Below are 18500 nucleotides of genomic sequence, written 5' to 3' on the forward strand. Positions count from 1 at the left end.
GAATAATTTAAGGGGAATAAAAAATGCCGTTCATATATATGAACGGCATTCTAGATTATTCACTAATTTAAAATTAGAGAATTACTCTGCAGCGTTAACTAATTCGTGTAATGCTTCTAGAGTAGGTGCGATTTTAACACCTGGGATGTTAGTACCAACAGTCGCTTCAAAAGAACCTTCAATAGCTGAACGGAATGAAGTGAAAGAAATACGGTAAACACCACGTACTAATGCTTTAGTAGGGTTGCTTGTGTCGCTTACATGGCGAAGTAAAGAATTGTATTTGCTACCTGATGGGTTAGCTTCTAATTCGCTGCTGTCATCGTTAGAAGTAAGCGTTTGTAAAACATCGCCGCCTTTGTTGATTGCAGTTGGGTCAACAATTTTTAAACGATCTAATACAATGTATGTATCGAAAAATTTGTCTGCATTTGCTTCAGCAACTTCAGTGTATAATTCACTTACGAAATCGCTTTCAGATGGCGTGTTAGTCGCTGGAGAAACCATTGAAACACCGATTTCATCAATTACAGCTGGAACCCATAGGTATAGGTAGTATGCATCTTTACCTTTGTATTTACCTTGAGGAGCGGTACCTTGCTCTACGTAACCAAAGTAGCTAGTGTAGCTAGTGTAAGGTGCTTTAACTTCGTAGAAGCCAGCAATGTTTGTAGAGTTAGAGCTAGTTAGTGCTGGACCAAAAGAACAAGCAGATAGCGTAGTTGCAACAGCTAAAAGAACAGCTGCTTTTTTGATGATTGAAAAGTTCATTTATAATTCCTGTTTATGTATTTGTACTTCGTATATAAAAATCAATTGTGATTTTGCTGGCGGAGTCTACTCCATAAAAATTATTTATTAAATGCTTATTAAAAAAAAATCGTTATTTCATTAACTATTTGTCTATTATTTGGGCGAATTTGTTCTTTTTATAGACTTTAATATCATTTTATTCGTTTTTATTGCTGTTTTTAGAATAATATTTGGTTTTTGAGGCGGTTGTTATTTTTAAAGTAAATATTAAATGATTTAAATTGATATTGTGATGGTAAAAAGCAAGGGGGGGGATGATGATCAAAGGATATAAAATAAGTTGTAAAAAAGAAGATATGGACCTAGTTGCTATTCATAACTATATAGTTAGATCCTATTGGGCTAAAGGTATTTCATTAGAAACAATGAATACAGCTATTAAAAATTCATTATGCTTTGGACTTTTTAATAATATGAATGAGCAAATAGGTTTCGCACGTTTGATCACTGACCAAGCAACTTTTGCCTATCTATCTGATGTGTATGTATTAGAGGACCATCGTGGTCAAGGGCTTAGTAAATGGCTGTTAAGTGAAATTATTAAGCATCCTAATTTACAAGGCTTACGTCGTATCGTGTTAGCGACAAGTGATGCGCATGGTTTATACCAACAATTTGGTTTTCAAGCCTTAGGTGCGCCAGAGAAATTTATGGAATTACATCAACCTAACATTTATAAATAAATACGGGTTTAAAGGTTATAGCAGATGAATAATATAAAAATACTTATTAAAGCTTATGGTTGTATAGGTGATGATTACGAAGGCAAAGAAATCATCAAAGAAAAGTTAATAGAAAAAGACTCAACCCAAGTCGATTTAACTGAGAATGACTTAAAGCAAGTCCTCAAATATTTAATAAACGCAGTCAAAGAGATAAAAACATTATATCCAGATCAGCAAACAAAGGTTATTTTTCATCATGATAATAGAGTAGAAAGCCTTAAATTTGAAATAACTTATGCTACAAAAGACCAAGGTATAAATGTACTTGAAGAGAAAGCATTTTTTGATCTAGTTGCACTACACCCTAAACTCAGCGATCTTATTCTAGCGTATTGTGACATTACGGATGATGGTGAAGAAGGCACTAGAATAATTATTGATAGTGAGTATGGTGATGCACCTCCTGCAGGCACTTATGCAATGTTGGCACTTGTTGAGCAGAACAAAAAATGGATACACCACTATATTAAATTTCTAAGAACCAATAATCTTGACCATGAAGTTGAGCAAATGTGGCATATAAGAGCGATTGTCGAAAAATATGATTGGTGTACAGAAACCACTCGTTTGGCTATTGCCCGAAATGTCAGTTGCTGTGGTCAAGGTGGAAGCGAGCAATTTAATCAATTATTAGCAAACGGACTCTCTGATTATTTAAATCAAGATGTTAATAAACTCCAGTTTTTAAAAGATATTAAACAAGAATTTATCGATTATGAATCAACATCGCGTGGGATAAGTTTATTAAAAGGCAATAAAGATTATTATATAAAATACAGAACACCTAAAGTAAATGCTTTCGCTCAAGTTCTCTCTGAGCAAGAATTGATTTGGCTGACGGAAGAAGTGACAAGTCGGTGGGATATTTTTCATAAATTAGTTGAGTAAATGCAGTTACACAGAGTTATTTACAGGGTCCCTAAGAAGGTAGTGTATTAAAATATAACCTTGGTTCCCGTTTGAAATATTCTATCTTTGTTTTTCTTTTCTATTGCACACCAACATTTAGAGCACATAATACCTCGTGACTCTTGTAAGATAATATAACTCGGTACTTCAAAGATATCGCCAACTAGCTCAAAGTCGATATCTTTTTCAACCAACATGATATTGCCATCGCTGCGATCGTTAATAATATTATTTACTGCATCTCTTTGATTTCCATGTTCTTCAAGCACTTTTAATATCGGTTGTAAGTGACTACAAACTTCATTTTTAGTCGCAGGTTTAAAAGGACTTTCAATAATGTTAACTTTCATACGATTGGCCTTATGTAGAGGTAAGTGTTTCTTGTTAGTAAACTTTATACAAAATAAACTGATCTAGATAGGCGAATTTTACGTTTATAAGGCGTATATTTTCTATTCTGAAATCGCGTTTAGCATTAAACGCTCTATTCATAAAACCAATACTTAAAACAATCACAACCAATAGGACAGACAATGATCACTCTTCATCACTTAAATAAATCTCGCTCAAAACGTATTATTTGGTTATTAGAAGAATTGGAATTGGAGTATGAAATTAAACCCTATCTACGTGATAGCGTAAGTTTTCTTGCACCGCCTGAATTAAAAAGTATTCACCCTCTAGGTAAATCACCAGTCATTGAAGATGATGGTTTAATTATTAGTGAGTCTGGCGCAATCACTGATTACCTAATTGAAAAATACGGTAAAGGTAAGTTAGCTCCTAAGCGTGGTACTAATGCTTATGTTGAGTATTCTCAATGGTTACACTTTGCTGAAGGCTCTGCAATGCTACCGCTTTTGTTGAAATTGTTCGTTGCTAAAGATGGTTGTGAAACTAACTTTTTAGCTGGATATGCCGATGCAGAAACATTAAAAATACTAACCTACTTTAATCAAAGCCTGGAAGGTAAAACTTATCTAGTTGATGAGCAATTGACTGGTGCAGATATTATGATGTCGATGATTGTTGAAACCTTAGTGAATAATGGCTCTATTGAAACATTCCCTAACTTAGCTCGTTATGCGAAACAATTAGCAAGCCATGAAGCCTTCCAAAAAGCAGATCAAGTAGAAGCGAAATTTTCCTGATTAGTGCCTTTAGAAAATATATTAAACTCTAGCCCGGCCTGTTATTTCCTTCAGGGCAAAGAGCATCTAAGTATTATGATGGCTTAAAGCTTTACAAAATTAGATTCTGTTCTTTAAGCCATTCCATGACTTTAACTCCGCCAAGAGAGAAAGTGTTTTTACTTTGGTAATCCACAAAATTAATTTCTTCAATCTCTGAATTAGGACTGAGTTCGCCTTCAAAGTCAGCAAAATAACAGGTTAGTTTAACAATGACGCCAGCTTCTTTTCCATCTGCTTGTGCTTCAAAAGTGGCGGCGTATTTAATTGAATCAGCTATTAAATCAACAGAGATTTCTTCTTTGACCTCTCGAATCAATGCTTGCTCATCAGACTCTCCTAATTCACGTTTGCCACCCGGAATATAAGAAAGGGCTTTGCCTTTAGATCGTGCGGCTAACAATTTACCATCTCGAATATATAACCAGGCTAGTTTATCTATTACTTTGTTCACAAAAACTCCAAGGAAATTTAATACTTATTATTTATTAAGTAACTTAGACATATATAATTCATTAATATACTCGCCCGCTATACAAATAGAATCTCTTTTTATACCTTCGCGAATAAAACCAAATGTTTCATAAAGCCTAATTGCTTTTAAATTATGCTCCATCACAGTTAATTCAATACGATGAATTCCATGATTATTAGCCCATTCTTCTAGATTGGTTAATAAAGAATGACCAATTCCTTTGTCGTGATACTCGCTCTTAACGCCAATCACACAATATAAAGAATGCTTATTGCGTATAAAATTACCCGCAATCCCAACAACGAAAGCTATTAACTCAGCCTTATCATTTTCTTTAACTAACATCACTTGAGTATTTGAATCAGTAAAGTTAGCCATCTGTTTTTGTTGGTTTTCTAGTGATGTGTCACGCTCACTAGGCTCTAATAACATAAATGTAGATTCTTGATCTAATGTTTCAAATAATGAGATTAATTGTGCGGAGTCATTTATATTTGCGGTTCTAATGCTCATTCTAAACTCTCTCGTAGTTGTTTTTTATACATAGTCGCTTTGCATGTTCTAAATACGCGACTTGGTTGTAATTATCTGAATGTGAATTCATAAAACCATGTAAGTAATTGGTTTGCGTTATCTTTACATTCTTCTTTTGAGATAGTTCAGCTTGAAGCGCTAACACATCAAAGTGATCTTCTTTTTCAGGAAATATTAAGTCGATATCAAAATGGGGTGTAACCGTTGTTAAGTTTCTAATTTGAGAGCCGTAATAACAAATACCACTATGTACATTGGTGATAGCTGGATTATCAGATAATTTCCAGATAGCAGAAGCACCAATACTAAAACCGATTAAGATATTCATATCGTCAATTGGACTGGCTTGATTTTGTAGTTCACCTTGTAAAATATCGAAATATTGTTCAAACCCTACATGTTCAACAAAGTAAGCATAAGCTTTACTTTCATCTTCAAATTCCATATTAACGCCATCATAAGGATCAACGATAGCAGTCGCACCAATTGCTTCAGCTAACTTGATTAAAGCGGGTGTTTTACCAAAGATATCTGAAACTAAAATTACATTCATTATTCTGCCGGTGGTGTTTAGAGCGTAGTTTTTATTTTAACAAAAGACTAGAACCAGAATTGTACTTTTATCTGCTTTTTAGCTTTATTATTTTAAGTGACAATTTCCATTGATTTTAATGTTAAGCCAAACAGCTTTCCAGCGATCTATTTTCTCTATTGCGGTAAGCTTTTTTGGAGAAACAGTAGTGGGATGTTGAAGTAGTGAAAAGTCTGATAATAAGCTCGCATTTAAAGCTCCTATCAGTTTGCCTTCGCATTCTAAAGCCGCTGCAATAACCGTTTTACAATTATGGCAGGTTATGAAACTCGCTTGGTTAGAGCCTTGTTTTTGGATTTCAAGTTTCTCAATGCTTTCAATGTTGAGTTCACCATTAGGGTGTGAAAGGTAGGATATATTGTTAGCAATACAAAAATCACAATCACATGCACGAGGGCTGTATCTTTCTAAAGGCTCAGGAAGATTAAGCATAATATTGCTTTCTCCACAGTGACATTGCCCGATGCTAGTGAGCATTGATAGCTTTTTATTGTGCATGTAACCTCTCCTTATTTTACTGCTTGTTCTTATTTTAATTCACTGGCGATCATTGAAGCTGTTTGATATTCCATTACTTGTTATTCCGCCATGTCGGCGACCTTTTTTTTACCAGAAGAAGCTTTTTACTCACAGCATCAAAAGGAATGTCTCCAGTTAATTTTAGGCAAAGTAAAGTCATACTCATTTTGCATTCTGTCGGTGGTGTTATTTAGTTCGTCTTCGCTCATCTAGGCTGTTTGATATTTCATTACTTGGTATTTCGCCATGTCGGCGACCTACTTTTTCTTACCAGAAGAATAAAGTAGGCAAAAAGACTGGCTCCCAATTCGTTTTTTAATCTGAATAAATGACAGCCTTCTTTACGCACCGCTCATACGCGGCGTCCATGCCGCGAAGTTCGCTAGCAACGGCATCCCTGCCTTAGCTTGCTAAAGGCAATCATTAATTCAGAAAAACTCAACGGGAGGTTAGTCGTAGCCACATTGAGTGTCGTTTTATATTAACTTATTGATATTGTTTCGCTCAACGAGTGGGCTAGAGGTTAGATACCTCCGGCTACCCGATTATGAATATATATTTCGGTATTTTTGCAAAAACATCTCTATTTCACCTATTTTTTTCACACTTTCATTATCAGCAACTTTAGTATGTGAGCAGTATAGTTTACAGAAGTTAGCTAACAAATATGAAGCATAGAAATATAATATCGATTGCTTATCTCTGCATGTAACATTACGACTGTTTTCATCGCTTGCCAGCTGCATCAATGACTCATACCCGGAGTGCGAGTAACCACATAAATAGGGATATACAGTTTCTACGTATGAGTTTGCTAAAGAACTTTTACGACCTAATTGAATCCAACCATTTCCAGCACTCCAGCCTTCTTTTAGCGCCTTTCGTATATATTTTTGTTCTAAGTCAAGAGAGGCTGATACATTATTAATTGATGCCTCAATAGCTTTTATTAATTCTGATTCTTCTTTTTTCTTTGCATTTAAATCAAAATTCAAATTTTTATCTGGTAGCTTATCTTGCCTTTCTTTTAAGCCGGTGTGTTTATATAACAACACCCTAATTTCTGTTAGGTTTGGCTTTTCAAAGAATAAGTGATTCATTACCAGGTATGACTCAAAAGATGCTCTTAAAAGTATTTTTGCTGACGAATGATCAATTTGCTCACTATTTTCAACTACATCATTGAAATTGGTGCCATTCAACACTGTATAAAAGCTATTAATATGATTTAATAACTTTTTACTAAGCAAATAGAATATGCGTCCCTCCTCAGTAGACAAATGAGAGCTAAATGTATCATCAAACAATATGATGGCTTTTTTTCTAAGAGATAAAAATTCTTTTTTATGCAAGTTACCACCCAATTTGGAGTATATTCATAACGTTGTTTTAAGCGGGGAATTAACGTTGGATAGAATTGCGAAGCGATGGTCAGCGGTAAATCTTCCAGCTTGAAAACTCTTGTAATACAAAATTAACTCTGCGCTAATAATTGTACGTTGTTGTTTTCTATCCAGGTATTAAGATGGTCTTCATGCTCACCAAGAATAACAATAGCTAAAGGTTCTCTAGTAGCTTCCATTGACGAGATTGCTTTATCACTAGGGTGAAATGCACAGAAAAGACCATAATTTTGGTGGCTTTTTAATGAGAAAGGAGATTTAAGGGAAATGTTTACCCCCTTATAACTTAAAACATCTCCTTTCTGTAATTTTTTTGAGCTTGTTTTATCTATAAATTTATCTATGAAATCAGAACATTGCTTTACATTATTAACAATCAGAGTTAAGTCCTTCGATTCTGATGTTGCAATCTCGAATGCGTAATTAAACACCGCAGTAAAAGCACTATTATCAAGTTTTTCCCAAATATTTAAATATGCGAAACGTTGAATCATAACTTACTCCTTTTGTATAACAACGCAACTAAGTCGAATTATTCCGTATTTACGGTGAAAATGCGGAATAGTTTAATTTGATAAATTAGGTGTTACTTTAGTGTAATCAAGCATTAAATCAAGCTATTAAATAAAAACATAAAACCTTTGTCATGTGGAGAGACGGAAAAGTTCCGTGTTTACTGTAGAAACACGGAATTAAGTTTTCCTATAAATAATAGAACATGACTCAACGCGGCTACGGCAACTCTCCCGTTGAGTTTTTCTGAATCAATGATAGCCTTTAGCAAGTAGAGGCATGGAGCGAATTATGCGGCAGCATAGTGTTATGAGCGGGCTAAGCTCTGCGTGCCCTTTGCCGTTGCTAGCTCGGCGCATGGACGCGCCGTATAAGCGGTGCGTAAAGAAGGCTGTCATTGATTCAGATTAAAAAACGAATTGGGAGCCAGTCTTTTTGCTTACTTTATTCTTCTGGTAAGAAAAAGTATGTCGCCGACAGGGCGAAAACACTGTTAATAAATATCAATCAGACTCGATGAGCGCAGACGAACCTTAATTTAAAATATGCATTCCCACGGAGGACTATGGAAACGAGAGAAATACATTCCTAGCGGTGATGAAAGTAACTAGAAAAAAGGATAAACCAACAATCCTTTGTTGCATCACCCCTCTAAGATCCGAATCGAAATCGCCGCCGCAGACGTCCTATTATCCACTCCCAATTTCTTATAAACCTGCTCTAAATGTTTGTTCACTGTGCGTGGGCTCATTTCTAAAATCTGTGAAATTTCCCAACTGGTTTTGCCGTATGACACCCAATACAAGACTTCAGACTCGCGTTTGGTAATAGGTAATTTTGCCTTTAAATCTTCAGGTGATTTTTGTGTTTGATTTTGCACAATACGTAGTAAATGCATGTCTTCTTGTTGACGTTCGTAGGCGATTGTTACTTTTTCTGCAAAACAATTAACGGTCAATTCTTTGCTGGTATCGGTAAGTAACCAGTTTTCAATAAGTGGTGCTAATGTTGCCCATGCGCTGTAATCCCCTTTAGTGATGGCTTCTAGTATTTCATGAACGTGAGGTGTCGCCCAAGAGAGACGGCCTAAATGACTCACACAAAAAATAGTTTTGCCTGCATGATCTAATGCGTCCTGTGCACTGAGTGCAAGCTTGGCTGTGGCGATATGACGTTTGATGCGTACAATCACTTCATCGGGTGAAATTGGTTTAGTCACATAATCTACACCACCAGCTTCGATCCCTTTTACAATATCTTCCACGTCGGTTAATCCCGTCATGAAAATAATTGGTGTGTTAGGTAGCAATTCTTTCAAACGACGACAGGTTTCAAAACCATCCATTTCAGGCATCATGGCATCTAACAATACGACATCTGGGGGGACTTTTTCGGCAATGGATAAAGCTTGTTGCCCACTTAATGCCACCAGCGCAGTATAACCTTGGCTGTTTAATGCTACATTCAGCATGCCTAACGATTCCGGAGAATCATCAACCACTAATACAACATCGCTGCTTTTAGGATTCATCGCTTAACTCTCTTAAATATTCAATAATTTTAGGGAAGTTACAAACCTCAACATACTCAAGTATTTGTGACGCGCTATCTTCTGGAAAATGGTACTCACTTTCTATTTCTGTAAATTTATCTTTAAAACCCGATAAGAAACCGATTTCAGCTAATGCAATTAATGCTTGATATTGTTCATTACTAATATCTATTTTCTTTTGTTTTTGAGGTAACAGTTGATTCGTGTTATCTGTGCTTTTGTATTGCCATTGTAAGTTAAGTAATTGGGCAATTTTACCTAACAACGCATCCATATTAAGTGGCTTTGCGATATAACCATTATGGTAACCTTCCGCTTGTAAGTTGTATTCTGCATCACGCGCGTTTGCGGAAACCATTAACACTGGCATTTGATAATGTTGTTCTCGTAAGCTTTTCACCATTTGCCAGCCGTTCATATCTGGCATTTGTACATCCATTAAAATCAAATCGATATCGTTGTTTTCTAATAGTGTAAAACCTTGCTGTGCACTTTCCGCTAATAGCACTTCAAAACCAATCGGCGCTAATAAGTTAAGCATCAATTCTCGTTGATTAAGGTTATCGTCAACCACCAATACCGTTTGTTTTGAGCCGTTATAGCCAATCGCTTCTGACTTGGTTAATTCTGGCTCTTTAGGATCCTTATTTAATTTAAATAACATGAGTTTGAAATTGAAGGTAGAGCCTTTACCTATTTGACTGGTTAAACTGATTTCACCCCCCATTAATTCAGCAAGAGAACGAGAAATGGTTAAGCCTAAGCCTGTTCCCCCAATTGATTGTGTGTGTGTATTACGAATCTGCTCAAAGGGTTTGAAGATCAAATCTTGATTACTTTTAGCAATACCTGCTCCAGTATCGATAATGCTGAAGTTCGCCACTTCGCTGCGATAGGTGACTTTGAAAGTTACTGAGCCTTGCTCTGTATATTTAATTGCATTAGAAATTAGGTTGATTAATATTTGTCTAAAACGTTGTTTATCCGTTGCTACATAATCAGGTAAATTGGCACTGGTTTCGTAGTGGAATTTAATGCCTTTTTTACTCGCCTGCATTTGGAACATATCTACAAGTTGTTGCAGTATGGCTTTTAAGTTGAATTCGTCTCGCTGCAGGGTTACTCGACCTGCTTCTATTTTGGAGACTTCTAACAAGCTTTCAATTAAGTCTGCTAAATGCTCTCCATTACGGCGAATGGTTGAAATGGTTTCACGCTGTTTGGGAGGTAACACTTCATCTCGCATTAACAATTGCGCATAACCTAACAATACATTTAAAGGCGTTCGTAATTCATGACTTAATGCCGCTAGATAACGGCTTTTTGCTTCGTTGGCAGATTCTGCAATATTTTTTGCTCTCTGTAATTCAGAAGACGTTTCCTCATGCGCATCCACTTCTTTTGCTAATGCATTGGTTTGTGAACGTAATTCTTTTAAGGCATTTTTACTGCCGCCACGCGCAAGAATAAACAACCAACTGACGATGCCGATAATGATCATTAATAAAAAGAATATCTTAATTAAGGTGCTTGCAAAGACGTCTTTCACTTGTAAATCGTCAAGGGGAACTTGCAGGTACACTAAAAATAGAATGGCTGCGCCAATTAAACTCAAACTCATGGTTAACACTAGGAATTGCGTTAACGGCGTAGTTAATAAGCGTATCGCTCTATGGCTAAGAAAACGGCTAAAGAAACCATGAGCTTGTTGTGACAAAGTGGCTTCTGGTCGACATTGGTCAGCACAACGAACGTCTAAGCTACAACATAGTGAACAAATGGCTTTGCCATAAGCGGGGCAGAAGGTCATATCTTCACGGTCAAAACTGTTTTCACAAATATGACATTCGGTGAACGTGGTGATCTCTGGTTGTTGGTTATCAACTAAATAATATTTTCCTTTAGTTAACCATCCAATTAAAGGCACAGTAATAAAAGGTAAAAAACAAGCCACAAAAGAAGCGAGAGCTTCCATGGTTTCGCCATAAATACCCATGTGTGCGGTAAAGCCTGCGATTGATGCAAGCAACATCGAACCAACACCAACAGGGTTAATATCGTAAAGATGCGAGCGTTTAAATTCAATATGGCGAGGGCTGATGCCAAGTGGTTTATTGATAATTAAATCGGCAACCACTGAGCTTAACCAAGCTAATACAATCACAGAATAAACCGACAGCATACTTGCAATAGTTTGGTAAATCCCTAATTCCATTAACAATAAAGCAATGGCAACGTTAAAGACCATCCATACAACGCGACCGGGGTGATTGTGCGTAACACGCGAGAAGAAGTTAGACCAAGCCAATGAACCTGCATAAGCATTGGCGACGTTAATTTTGAGTTGAGAAATCACCACAAAGGTACAGGCGACAATCACGCTGATTGCGGGATTATCAAAGACATAGGTAAACGCAAGTTGATACATATGTGCAGGGTCGCTTGCGTTTTCTGGTGCAACACCTTGTTTTAATGCAAAATAAGCAAGGAAGGATCCTAACAATAATTTAAGTGCACCAAAGATGATCCAACCTGGACCACCAGCGATCAAAGCTAACCACCATTTCCATGCTTTCTTATGCGGTTTCTCTGGTAAAAAGCGAAGGAAATCAACCTGCTCACCAATTTGCGCAACCAAGGCCAATAAAACTGCCGAAGCGCCGCCAAATAATAAGATATTAAAGGTTTTACCTGATTCGCCTGCATCGCCTGTGAAGTTGACCCATTCACTAAATTGGCTATCGGCGTGAGTAAATACAAAGAATAAAGGCAATATTTGTAATGCGACCCAAATAGGAGAAGTCCAAACCTGAAAGCGGCTGATATAAGTAATACCGTGCGTGACTAAAGGGATAATTAATAGGGTACTGACGATATAACCTGCGAATAAGGGTAAGCCAAAGAGGATTTGTAATGCCATTGCCATAATAGCGGCTTCAAGGGCAAAAAAGATAAAGGTGAAGGAAGCGTAAATAAGAGAAGCGATAGTTGAACCAATATAACCAAATCCGGCTCCTCGGCTGAGCAAATCAATATCAACGCCATATTTCGCCGCGTAATAACTGATTGGTAACCCATTAAAAAATACAACTAAGGTGACCGCTAAAATGGCCCATGCCGCATTTTCAAAACCATAGGTCAATGTAATTGCACCTCCAATGGCTTCTAATACAAGAAAAGAAACAATGCCTAATGCCGTCATGGAAATGCGATTTAATGACCATTTTCGTGCACGTTTTGCAGTGAAGCGTAGCGCGAAGTCTTCCATCATTTCGTTGGCAACGAGTTTGTTGTACGTGCGGCGTGCTTTAAGTATTTTTTGATTGGACTGCATAGTTACTCGTTAGGTTGACTCGTCGTTGAGTTATCTTTAGTTATTGTTTTTTAAATCCTACTTATAGAAATACGTTTCCGGCTTGCGCGCGTATTTTAACCAATTAAGTGTTGTTTTTATATGCGCATAATTGCGTAGTTAGTTGCGCGCTTTTACGCATTTAAAGCTTGCGCTCATTGCTAGATACTTACATCACTTGAAATTGGTTGTGATTAGGACCGTAGAGTCTTAACACTTAAATGATAAAGGAAAGGAACTAGCTATGAAATTGAAGAAACTAATTGTTGCGAGCTCGATTGTTGCAACGGGACTAATGACTAACTTTGCTTACGCAGCAGATACCATCAAAGTAGGTGTTCTACATTCTTTATCAGGCACAATGGCAATCAGTGAAACAACGCTGAAAGACACTGTATTAATGATGATTGCAGACCAAAACAAAAAAGGTGGTTTATTAGGTAAAAAAATCGAACCTGTTGTTGTTGACCCTGCATCAAACTGGCCGCTATTTGCAGAAAAAGGCCGTGAGCTGTTAGCAAAAGAAAAAGTAGACGTTATTTTCGGTAGCTGGACTTCAGTATCTCGTAAATCTGTTTTACCTGTATTAGAAGAATTGAACGGTTTAATGTTCTACCCAGTTCAATACGAAGGTGAAGAATCATCTAAAAATGTTTTCTACACAGGTGCAGCTCCAAACCAACAAGCGATTCCAGCCGTTGATTACTTAATCAATGATATCGGTGCAAAACGTTTCGTTTTACTAGGTACGGATTACGTTTACCCTCGTACAACTAACAAAATATTAGAAGCTTACTTAAAATCTAAAGGCGTTAAAGCTGAAGATATTATGGTTAACTACACGCCATTTGGTCACTCTGATTGGCAAAACATTGTTTCTGATGTGAAACGTTTTGGATCTAAAGGCAAGCAAACTGCCGTAATTTCTACCGTAAACGGTGATGCAAATATCCCATTCTACAAAGAGTTAGGCAACCAAGGTATTTCTGCTGAAGATATTCCTGTTATTGCATTCTCTGTAGGTGAAGAAGAATTATCTGGTTTTGATACTAAACCTCTAGTAGGCCATTTAGCGGCTTGGAACTACTTCCAAAGTGTTGAATCTGAAGAAAACGAAGAGTTTATCGAAAACTGGAAAGAATATATCGGTGATGATAAACGTGTTACTAATGACCCAATGGAAGCGACTTACATTGGTTTTAAAATGTGGGTGAAGGCTGTTGAAAAAGCAGGAACTACAGATGTTGATGCTGTTGAGCAAGCAATGATTGGTGTTGCTGTACCTAACTTAACTGGCGGAATCGCGGTTATGAATCCTAACCATCATTTATCTAAGCCTGTATTAATTGGTGAAATCCAAGAAGATGGTCAATTTGAAGTGGTTTGGGAAACGCCTGATACTGTGATTGGTGACGCATGGTCTGATTTTTTACCAAGCTCTAAGAACTTAGTATCAGATTGGACAGCACCAATTAAATGCGGCAACTTCGATGTAACTACTGCTAAATGTTCAGGTCAAAAGTTCTAATTATTACTCTCCGTCATAATTAACTTTAAAAGGGAGGTTTTACACCTCCCTTTTTCTGGACTGAATTAATCAATACTAAGGAACGGCCCATGTTGCGACTATTTCCCCTATTACTTTTCTGTGTCATGTCATTCAACGCTTCAGCAGCTGTTAGTGAAACGCAAGAACCTTCTGCTCTTTCATCTCTTGTCGAGCAATTACCAACAACCAAATTAAATAAGATGGCGCCTTTGATTGAAAATATCGCGGCGACATCAGCACCTCAAGTGCGTGATATTTTAGAGCCTTTAATAGAAGGCGATTTGTACTATTTGAAATCAAACAAACAAGTGGTTTCAGTACAAAAAAATGAACAAAATAAATATGAATTGATTGATGTATTAACAACAGAATCACTGCCTGCAGTTAAAAAATCTGCGATCAAGAAGGTAAGAACGAACAACCGTTTACGTGGACAAATTCGTGTTTTATTAGCTAATTTAGATTTAATGAGCGTCGAGGAAGGTGTTCGACTCGATGCCCTTAATCAATTATTAGAAAATCCTAATCAAATCGGCATTAACCTAGTTACTAAACTCGTCAAAACTGAAAAAGAAGATGATGTCCGTGAATTGATGTCAGTGATTTTACTAATTAATCAATTACAAACTGGCGCAAATGAAGAAAAATTAGCCGCCGCGAAACAACTTTCTGAACGTTTAGAGCCAACGGTTAAGAACGCATTAGTAAAGCAATTAGATTTATTACCTAAACAAGATGACACAGCAGAGCTAAGAAAAGCATTAGTTAAATCAATCGATAATATTGAGCAAAGTGCAAGTGTTTACGGTTTAGTTGAAAACCTATTCTTCGGTTTAAGTTTAGGGTCGGTTTTATTACTAGCGGCTATTGGTTTGGCTATTACCTTTGGTGTAATGGGCGTGATTAATATGGCGCACGGCGAAATGATGATGCTTGGTGCGTATACGACTTATGTTATCCAGCAACTATTCCCTAATTTAATTGAATATTCATTATTGATGGCAGTGCCAGCGGCATTCTTGGTATCAGGTTTTGTTGGTGTATTGATTGAACGTGGTGTGATCCGTTTCTTAAAAGGGCGTCCTTTAGAAACCTTGTTAGCAACCTTTGGTATCAGCTTGATTCTGCAACAATTAGTAAGAAGTGTTTTCTCTCCATTAAACCGTCAAGTGGAAGCACCACAATGGATGAGTGGTTCATTAGAAATTAACCCAATGCTATCGCTTACTTATAACCGTCTTTACATTATTTTATTTGCCTTAGCGGTGTTCTTCACTTTATTAATGATCTTGAAAAAATCGTCACTAGGTTTACATGTTCGTGCGGTTTCTCAAAACCGAGATATGGCAAGAGCGTTAAGTGTTAAAAGCTCATGGGTTGATGCGATTACCTTTGGTTTAGGATCGGGTATCGCAGGTGTTGCTGGTGTGGCATTAAGTCAGTTAACTAATGTGGGACCGAATTTAGGGCAAGCTTATATCATTGATTCATTCTTAGTGGTTGTGTTTGGTGGTGTGGGCAACTTATGGGGAACCTTAGTGGCAGCGATGACCATGGGCACCTTTAATAAATTCCTAGAGCCTTCAATGGGGCCAGTGCTGGCAAATATTATTGTGTTAGTGGGTTTAGTGTTGTTTATTCAAAAACGACCTAAAGGATTATTTCCACAAAAAGGGAGATCTGCTGAATAATGAAAAATTTACTTAATTCACCGTTTGTTAAAAAAATGAATAGCTTGCATACGGTTATCGCTATTCTATTCATCTCAACCATTTACGTTACTTTTTGTAATTTAGTGTTTGCTGAAGGCTCATTACTTTATGTTAGTGATTACACTGTAAGTTTGTTAGGGAAGTATCTTTGTTATGCCTTACTCGCGTTAGCAGTAGATCTAGTCTGGGGATATTGTGGTATTTTGAGTTTAGGTCATGGTGCTTTTTTTGCGCTAGGCGGTTATGCAATGGGCATGTATTTAATGCGTCAAATCGGAGACCGTGGTGTGTATGGTAATGCTGAATTACCTGACTTTATGGTGTTTTTGAATTGGACTGAATTACCTTGGTATTGGGCTGGCTCTGATAACCCTTTGATCATGATTTTATTGGTCTTTGCAGGTCCTGGTTTATTAGCTTATATCTTTGGTAGTTTAGCGTTCCGTTCTCGTGTGAGCGGTGTTTACTTATCAATCATGACGCAAGCCATGACCTATGCCTTGTTACTCTCATTCTTCCGTAACGAAATGGGATTTGGTGGTAATAATGGACTCACTGACTTTAAAGAAATCTTTGGTTTCTCATTACAGTCTCCTGATACTAAATTAGCCTTGTTTGTAGCAACTGCTGTGATGTTAGCCATTGGTTATGCAATCAGTCATTTTATTGTTAATTCTAAAATGGGACGTGTTGTAACTGCGATCCGTGATGCGGAAGACAGAGTCCGTTTTGTTGGTTATAAACCGCAACATTATAAAGTTTGGATCTTTGTTGTATCGGCTATGTTAGCGGGTGTTGCTGGTGCGCTTTATGTACCGCAAGTGGGCATTATTAATCCGGGGGAATTCTCTCCATTAAATTCAATTGAGATTGTTATTTGGGTTGCCATTGGTGGCCGTGGCACATTATACGGCGCTCTCGTAGGTGCGATTGTAGTGAGTTATGCTAAAACGCGCTTTACAGCCATTATGCCTGAAGCTTGGTTATTTGGTTTAGGTGGTTTATTTGTATTAGTCACGCTTTTATTACCAAAAGGGCTGGCAGGTTTAGTCTTTAACTTGATGGATAAAATAGATCCACCCGCTAAAGAAAGTAATGCCAAAGCCATTATTAACAATAAGAATACTGCGACGGAGAACAAATAATGATAGTAGATAAAAATGGTTCGCCGCTCTCAACAGTGACAAGTAAAGCGCCAGATACAAAACATGGTGTGATTTTATATGTAGAAGATGTCAGCGTGAGTTTTGATGGTTTTAAAGCCTTAAACGATCTTAATCTTTATATCGGTGATGGTGAGTTACGCTGTTTAATCGGTGCTAATGGCGCGGGTAAAACGACGTTAATGGATGTGATCACAGGTAAAACTCGGCCTGATACAGGAAAAGTTAACTTTGGTCAGCAAATCGATTTATTGCAATTAGATGAGTCTGAAATTGCACGCGCTGGTATTGGACGTAAATTCCAAAAACCAACTGTTTTTGAAGCGTTAACTGTATTTGAAAATATTGAATTAAGTCTATCCGGTGATAAAGGCATTTGGACAGCGTTGTTCCATAAATTAAGTGGTGAGCAGAAAGATAAAATTGATGAAGTGTTAGCTACCATTGGCTTAACCGCAGAACAAAATTACCCTGCAGGGCGTTTATCTCACGGTCAAAAGCAGTGGTTAGAAATCGGTATGTTATTAGCTGCAGAACCACGTTTATTATTGGTGGATGAACCCGTTGCCGGTATGACAGCGCAAGAAACTGAACGTACTGCTGAGTTGTTAACCTCACTTGCAGGTAAGCATTCTGTAGTAGTGGTTGAGCATGATATGGCCTTTGTTCGATCTATTGCGCGCAAAGTAACTGTATTACATCAAGGTTCTGTTTTAGCGGAAGGTTCAATGGATGAAATACAAGAAAACAAAGATGTACGTGAAGTCTATTTAGGTGAGGAGCAAGCGTAAATGATTGAATTAAAATCAGTAGACCAAAAATATGGTGGCACTCAAATCCTTTGGGATCTTGATTTGAAAATTGAGAAAGGTTCACGTACTTGTATCATGGGACGCAATGGTGTCGGTAAAACAACCTTGCTCAAAACCATTATGGGGTTGTTACCGATTAGTGCTGGTAGCTTAATGATTAACGATCAAGATATGAGTAAAAGTAGCGTTGAAAAGCGACCTGAAATTGGTGTGGGTTATGTGCCTCAAGGACGTCATATTTTCCCGCAATTAACCGTTGAAGAAAACTTAAAGATAAGCTTAAACTGTTCAAGACAAACAAGTAAAACCATCCCAAATCATATTTATAAGTTGTTTCCTGTCTTAAAGGAAATGCTACATAGACGTGGTGGCGATCTTTCTGGTGGTCAACAGCAACAATTAGCCATTGGTCGTGCGTTGGTTTTAAATCCTGATATATTGATCTTGGATGAACCTAATGAAGGTATTCAGCCAAACATAGTACAACTGATTCGTGATGTATTACTAAAATTAAACAAAGAAGAAGGTATGACCATTATTTTAGTTGAGCAAAAGCTTCCCTTCGCTCGCGCAGTAGGAGAGAATTTTCATCTAATGGAAAAAGGCCAAGTGATTGCGTCGGGAGCAATGGATGAGCTTGATGATGAATTGGTGTCAAAGTATCTAGCCGTTTAAATTTGTCATGTT

The 18500-nt window shown here is 37.2% G+C and carries 18 protein-coding genes; 8 read left to right on the top strand and 10 right to left on the bottom strand.

Annotated features, from left to right (window positions below; all coding sequences use genetic code 11):
- Positions 1 to 81 precede the first annotated feature (81 nt).
- Complete coding sequence (locus E2R67_RS09425) at positions 82 to 771, bottom strand: LipL32 family surface lipoprotein (RefSeq protein WP_134290702.1); 690 nt, start codon at positions 769 to 771, stop codon at positions 82 to 84.
- Positions 772 to 1070: 299 nt separating this feature from the next.
- On the opposite strand from E2R67_RS09425, the gene E2R67_RS09430 reads away from it, so the two are divergent.
- Both E2R67_RS09430 and E2R67_RS09435 read left to right on the top strand, forming a co-directional pair.
- Positions 1071 to 1496: a GNAT family N-acetyltransferase gene (locus tag E2R67_RS09430; protein WP_134290756.1), complete on the top strand. Its 426-nt coding sequence runs from the start codon at positions 1071 to 1073 to the stop codon at positions 1494 to 1496.
- A gap of 24 nt (positions 1497 to 1520) precedes the next feature.
- A complete protein-coding gene (locus E2R67_RS09435; RefSeq protein ID WP_134290703.1) occupies positions 1521 to 2426 on the top strand; it encodes a hypothetical protein in 906 nt (301 codons plus the stop codon).
- Between the two features lie 47 nt (positions 2427 to 2473).
- On the opposite strand, the gene E2R67_RS09440 is transcribed toward E2R67_RS09435, so the two are convergent.
- Complete coding sequence (locus E2R67_RS09440; protein ID WP_134290704.1) at positions 2474 to 2797, bottom strand: hypothetical protein; 324 nt, start codon at positions 2795 to 2797, stop codon at positions 2474 to 2476.
- A gap of 183 nt (positions 2798 to 2980) precedes the next feature.
- Between E2R67_RS09440 and E2R67_RS09445 the strand changes: the two genes are divergently transcribed.
- Positions 2981 to 3598, top strand: coding sequence for a glutathione S-transferase family protein (locus E2R67_RS09445; protein ID WP_134290705.1), 618 nt, complete (start codon positions 2981 to 2983; stop codon positions 3596 to 3598).
- Between the two features lie 91 nt (positions 3599 to 3689).
- Here the strand turns inward: E2R67_RS09445 and E2R67_RS09450 are convergent, their stop codons facing one another.
- The 8 genes from E2R67_RS09450 to E2R67_RS09485 form a co-directional block, all read right to left on the bottom strand.
- Complete coding sequence (locus tag E2R67_RS09450) at positions 3690 to 4091, bottom strand: NUDIX hydrolase (RefSeq protein ID WP_134290706.1); 402 nt, start codon at positions 4089 to 4091, stop codon at positions 3690 to 3692.
- Positions 4092 to 4118: 27 nt separating this feature from the next.
- On the bottom strand, positions 4119 to 4625 hold the full coding sequence (locus tag E2R67_RS09455; RefSeq protein WP_134290707.1) for a GNAT family N-acetyltransferase: 507 nt from the start codon (positions 4623 to 4625) through the stop codon (positions 4119 to 4121).
- A 1-nt stretch (position 4626) separates the two neighbouring features.
- Positions 4627 to 5199, bottom strand: coding sequence for a dienelactone hydrolase family protein (locus tag E2R67_RS09460; RefSeq protein ID WP_134290708.1), 573 nt, complete (start codon positions 5197 to 5199; stop codon positions 4627 to 4629).
- Between the two features lie 87 nt (positions 5200 to 5286).
- A complete protein-coding gene (locus tag E2R67_RS09465; RefSeq protein ID WP_134290709.1) occupies positions 5287 to 5736 on the bottom strand; it encodes an aldehyde-activating protein in 450 nt (149 codons plus the stop codon).
- Between the two features lie 566 nt (positions 5737 to 6302).
- Positions 6303 to 7109: a DUF5677 domain-containing protein gene (locus tag E2R67_RS09470; RefSeq protein ID WP_134290710.1), complete on the bottom strand. Its 807-nt coding sequence runs from the start codon at positions 7107 to 7109 to the stop codon at positions 6303 to 6305.
- A 122-nt stretch (positions 7110 to 7231) separates the two neighbouring features.
- Positions 7232 to 7654: a hypothetical protein gene (locus E2R67_RS09475; RefSeq protein ID WP_134290711.1), complete on the bottom strand. Its 423-nt coding sequence runs from the start codon at positions 7652 to 7654 to the stop codon at positions 7232 to 7234.
- 662 nt (positions 7655 to 8316) lie between these two features.
- Positions 8317 to 9204: a response regulator transcription factor gene (locus tag E2R67_RS09480; RefSeq protein WP_134290712.1), complete on the bottom strand. Its 888-nt coding sequence runs from the start codon at positions 9202 to 9204 to the stop codon at positions 8317 to 8319.
- Positions 9194 to 12559 (bottom strand): ATP-binding protein, encoded by a 3366-nt coding sequence (locus E2R67_RS09485; protein ID WP_134290713.1) that lies wholly within the window; start codon positions 12557 to 12559, stop codon positions 9194 to 9196. Before E2R67_RS09485 ends, E2R67_RS09480 begins: the two co-directional genes overlap by 11 nt.
- 262 nt (positions 12560 to 12821) lie before the next feature.
- Here E2R67_RS09485 and urtA point away from each other — a divergent pair, with 262 nt between their 5' ends.
- The 5 genes from urtA (at position 12822) to urtE (ending at position 18488) form a co-directional block, all read left to right on the top strand.
- Complete coding sequence (gene urtA / locus E2R67_RS09490; protein ID WP_134290714.1) at positions 12822 to 14105, top strand: urea ABC transporter substrate-binding protein; 1284 nt, start codon at positions 12822 to 12824, stop codon at positions 14103 to 14105.
- Positions 14106 to 14194: 89 nt separating this feature from the next.
- Complete coding sequence (gene urtB, locus E2R67_RS09495; protein WP_134290715.1) at positions 14195 to 15817, top strand: urea ABC transporter permease subunit UrtB; 1623 nt, start codon at positions 14195 to 14197, stop codon at positions 15815 to 15817.
- A complete protein-coding gene (gene urtC, locus E2R67_RS09500) occupies positions 15817 to 16983 on the top strand; it encodes an urea ABC transporter permease subunit UrtC (RefSeq protein WP_134290716.1) in 1167 nt (388 codons plus the stop codon). Before urtB ends, urtC begins: the two co-directional genes overlap by 1 nt.
- Positions 16983 to 17792: an urea ABC transporter ATP-binding protein UrtD gene (gene urtD, locus E2R67_RS09505; protein WP_134290717.1), complete on the top strand. Its 810-nt coding sequence runs from the start codon at positions 16983 to 16985 to the stop codon at positions 17790 to 17792. The genes urtC and urtD overlap by 1 nt, the downstream gene beginning before the upstream one ends.
- A complete protein-coding gene (urtE, locus tag E2R67_RS09510) occupies positions 17793 to 18488 on the top strand; it encodes an urea ABC transporter ATP-binding subunit UrtE (RefSeq protein ID WP_134290718.1) in 696 nt (231 codons plus the stop codon).
- Positions 18489 to 18500 lie beyond the last annotated feature (12 nt).

Origin of the sequence: Psychromonas algicola, from assembly GCF_004378355.1 — a bacterium.
In the GTDB taxonomy this organism is placed as follows: Bacteria; Pseudomonadota; Gammaproteobacteria; order Enterobacterales; family Psychromonadaceae; genus Psychromonas.

Bases quoted from the DNA above. Each gene is read 5' to 3' on its own strand.
- E2R67_RS09425 (WP_134290702.1), bottom strand. From the start codon at position 771: ATGAACTTTTCAATCATCAAAAAAGCAGCTGTTCTTTTAGCTGTTGCA.
- E2R67_RS09430 (WP_134290756.1), top strand. From the start codon at position 1,071: ATGATCAAAGGATATAAAATAAGTTGTAAAAAAGAAGATATGGACCTA.
- E2R67_RS09435 (WP_134290703.1), top strand. From the start codon at position 1,521: ATGAATAATATAAAAATACTTATTAAAGCTTATGGTTGTATAGGTGAT.
- E2R67_RS09440 (WP_134290704.1), bottom strand. From the start codon at position 2,797: ATGAAAGTTAACATTATTGAAAGTCCTTTTAAACCTGCGACTAAAAAT.
- E2R67_RS09445 (WP_134290705.1), top strand. From the start codon at position 2,981: ATGATCACTCTTCATCACTTAAATAAATCTCGCTCAAAACGTATTATT.
- E2R67_RS09455 (WP_134290707.1), bottom strand. From the start codon at position 4,625: ATGAGCATTAGAACCGCAAATATAAATGACTCCGCACAATTAATCTCA.
- E2R67_RS09460 (WP_134290708.1), bottom strand. From the start codon at position 5,199: ATGAATGTAATTTTAGTTTCAGATATCTTTGGTAAAACACCCGCTTTA.
- E2R67_RS09465 (WP_134290709.1), bottom strand. From the start codon at position 5,736: ATGCACAATAAAAAGCTATCAATGCTCACTAGCATCGGGCAATGTCAC.
- E2R67_RS09475 (WP_134290711.1), bottom strand. From the start codon at position 7,654: ATGATTCAACGTTTCGCATATTTAAATATTTGGGAAAAACTTGATAAT.
- E2R67_RS09480 (WP_134290712.1), bottom strand. From the start codon at position 9,204: ATGAATCCTAAAAGCAGCGATGTTGTATTAGTGGTTGATGATTCTCCG.
- E2R67_RS09485 (WP_134290713.1), bottom strand. From the start codon at position 12,559: ATGCAGTCCAATCAAAAAATACTTAAAGCACGCCGCACGTACAACAAA.
- urtA (WP_134290714.1), top strand. From the start codon at position 12,822: ATGAAATTGAAGAAACTAATTGTTGCGAGCTCGATTGTTGCAACGGGA.
- urtB (WP_134290715.1), top strand. From the start codon at position 14,195: ATGTTGCGACTATTTCCCCTATTACTTTTCTGTGTCATGTCATTCAAC.
- urtC (WP_134290716.1), top strand. From the start codon at position 15,817: ATGAAAAATTTACTTAATTCACCGTTTGTTAAAAAAATGAATAGCTTG.
- urtD (WP_134290717.1), top strand. From the start codon at position 16,983: ATGATAGTAGATAAAAATGGTTCGCCGCTCTCAACAGTGACAAGTAAA.
- urtE (WP_134290718.1), top strand. From the start codon at position 17,793: ATGATTGAATTAAAATCAGTAGACCAAAAATATGGTGGCACTCAAATC.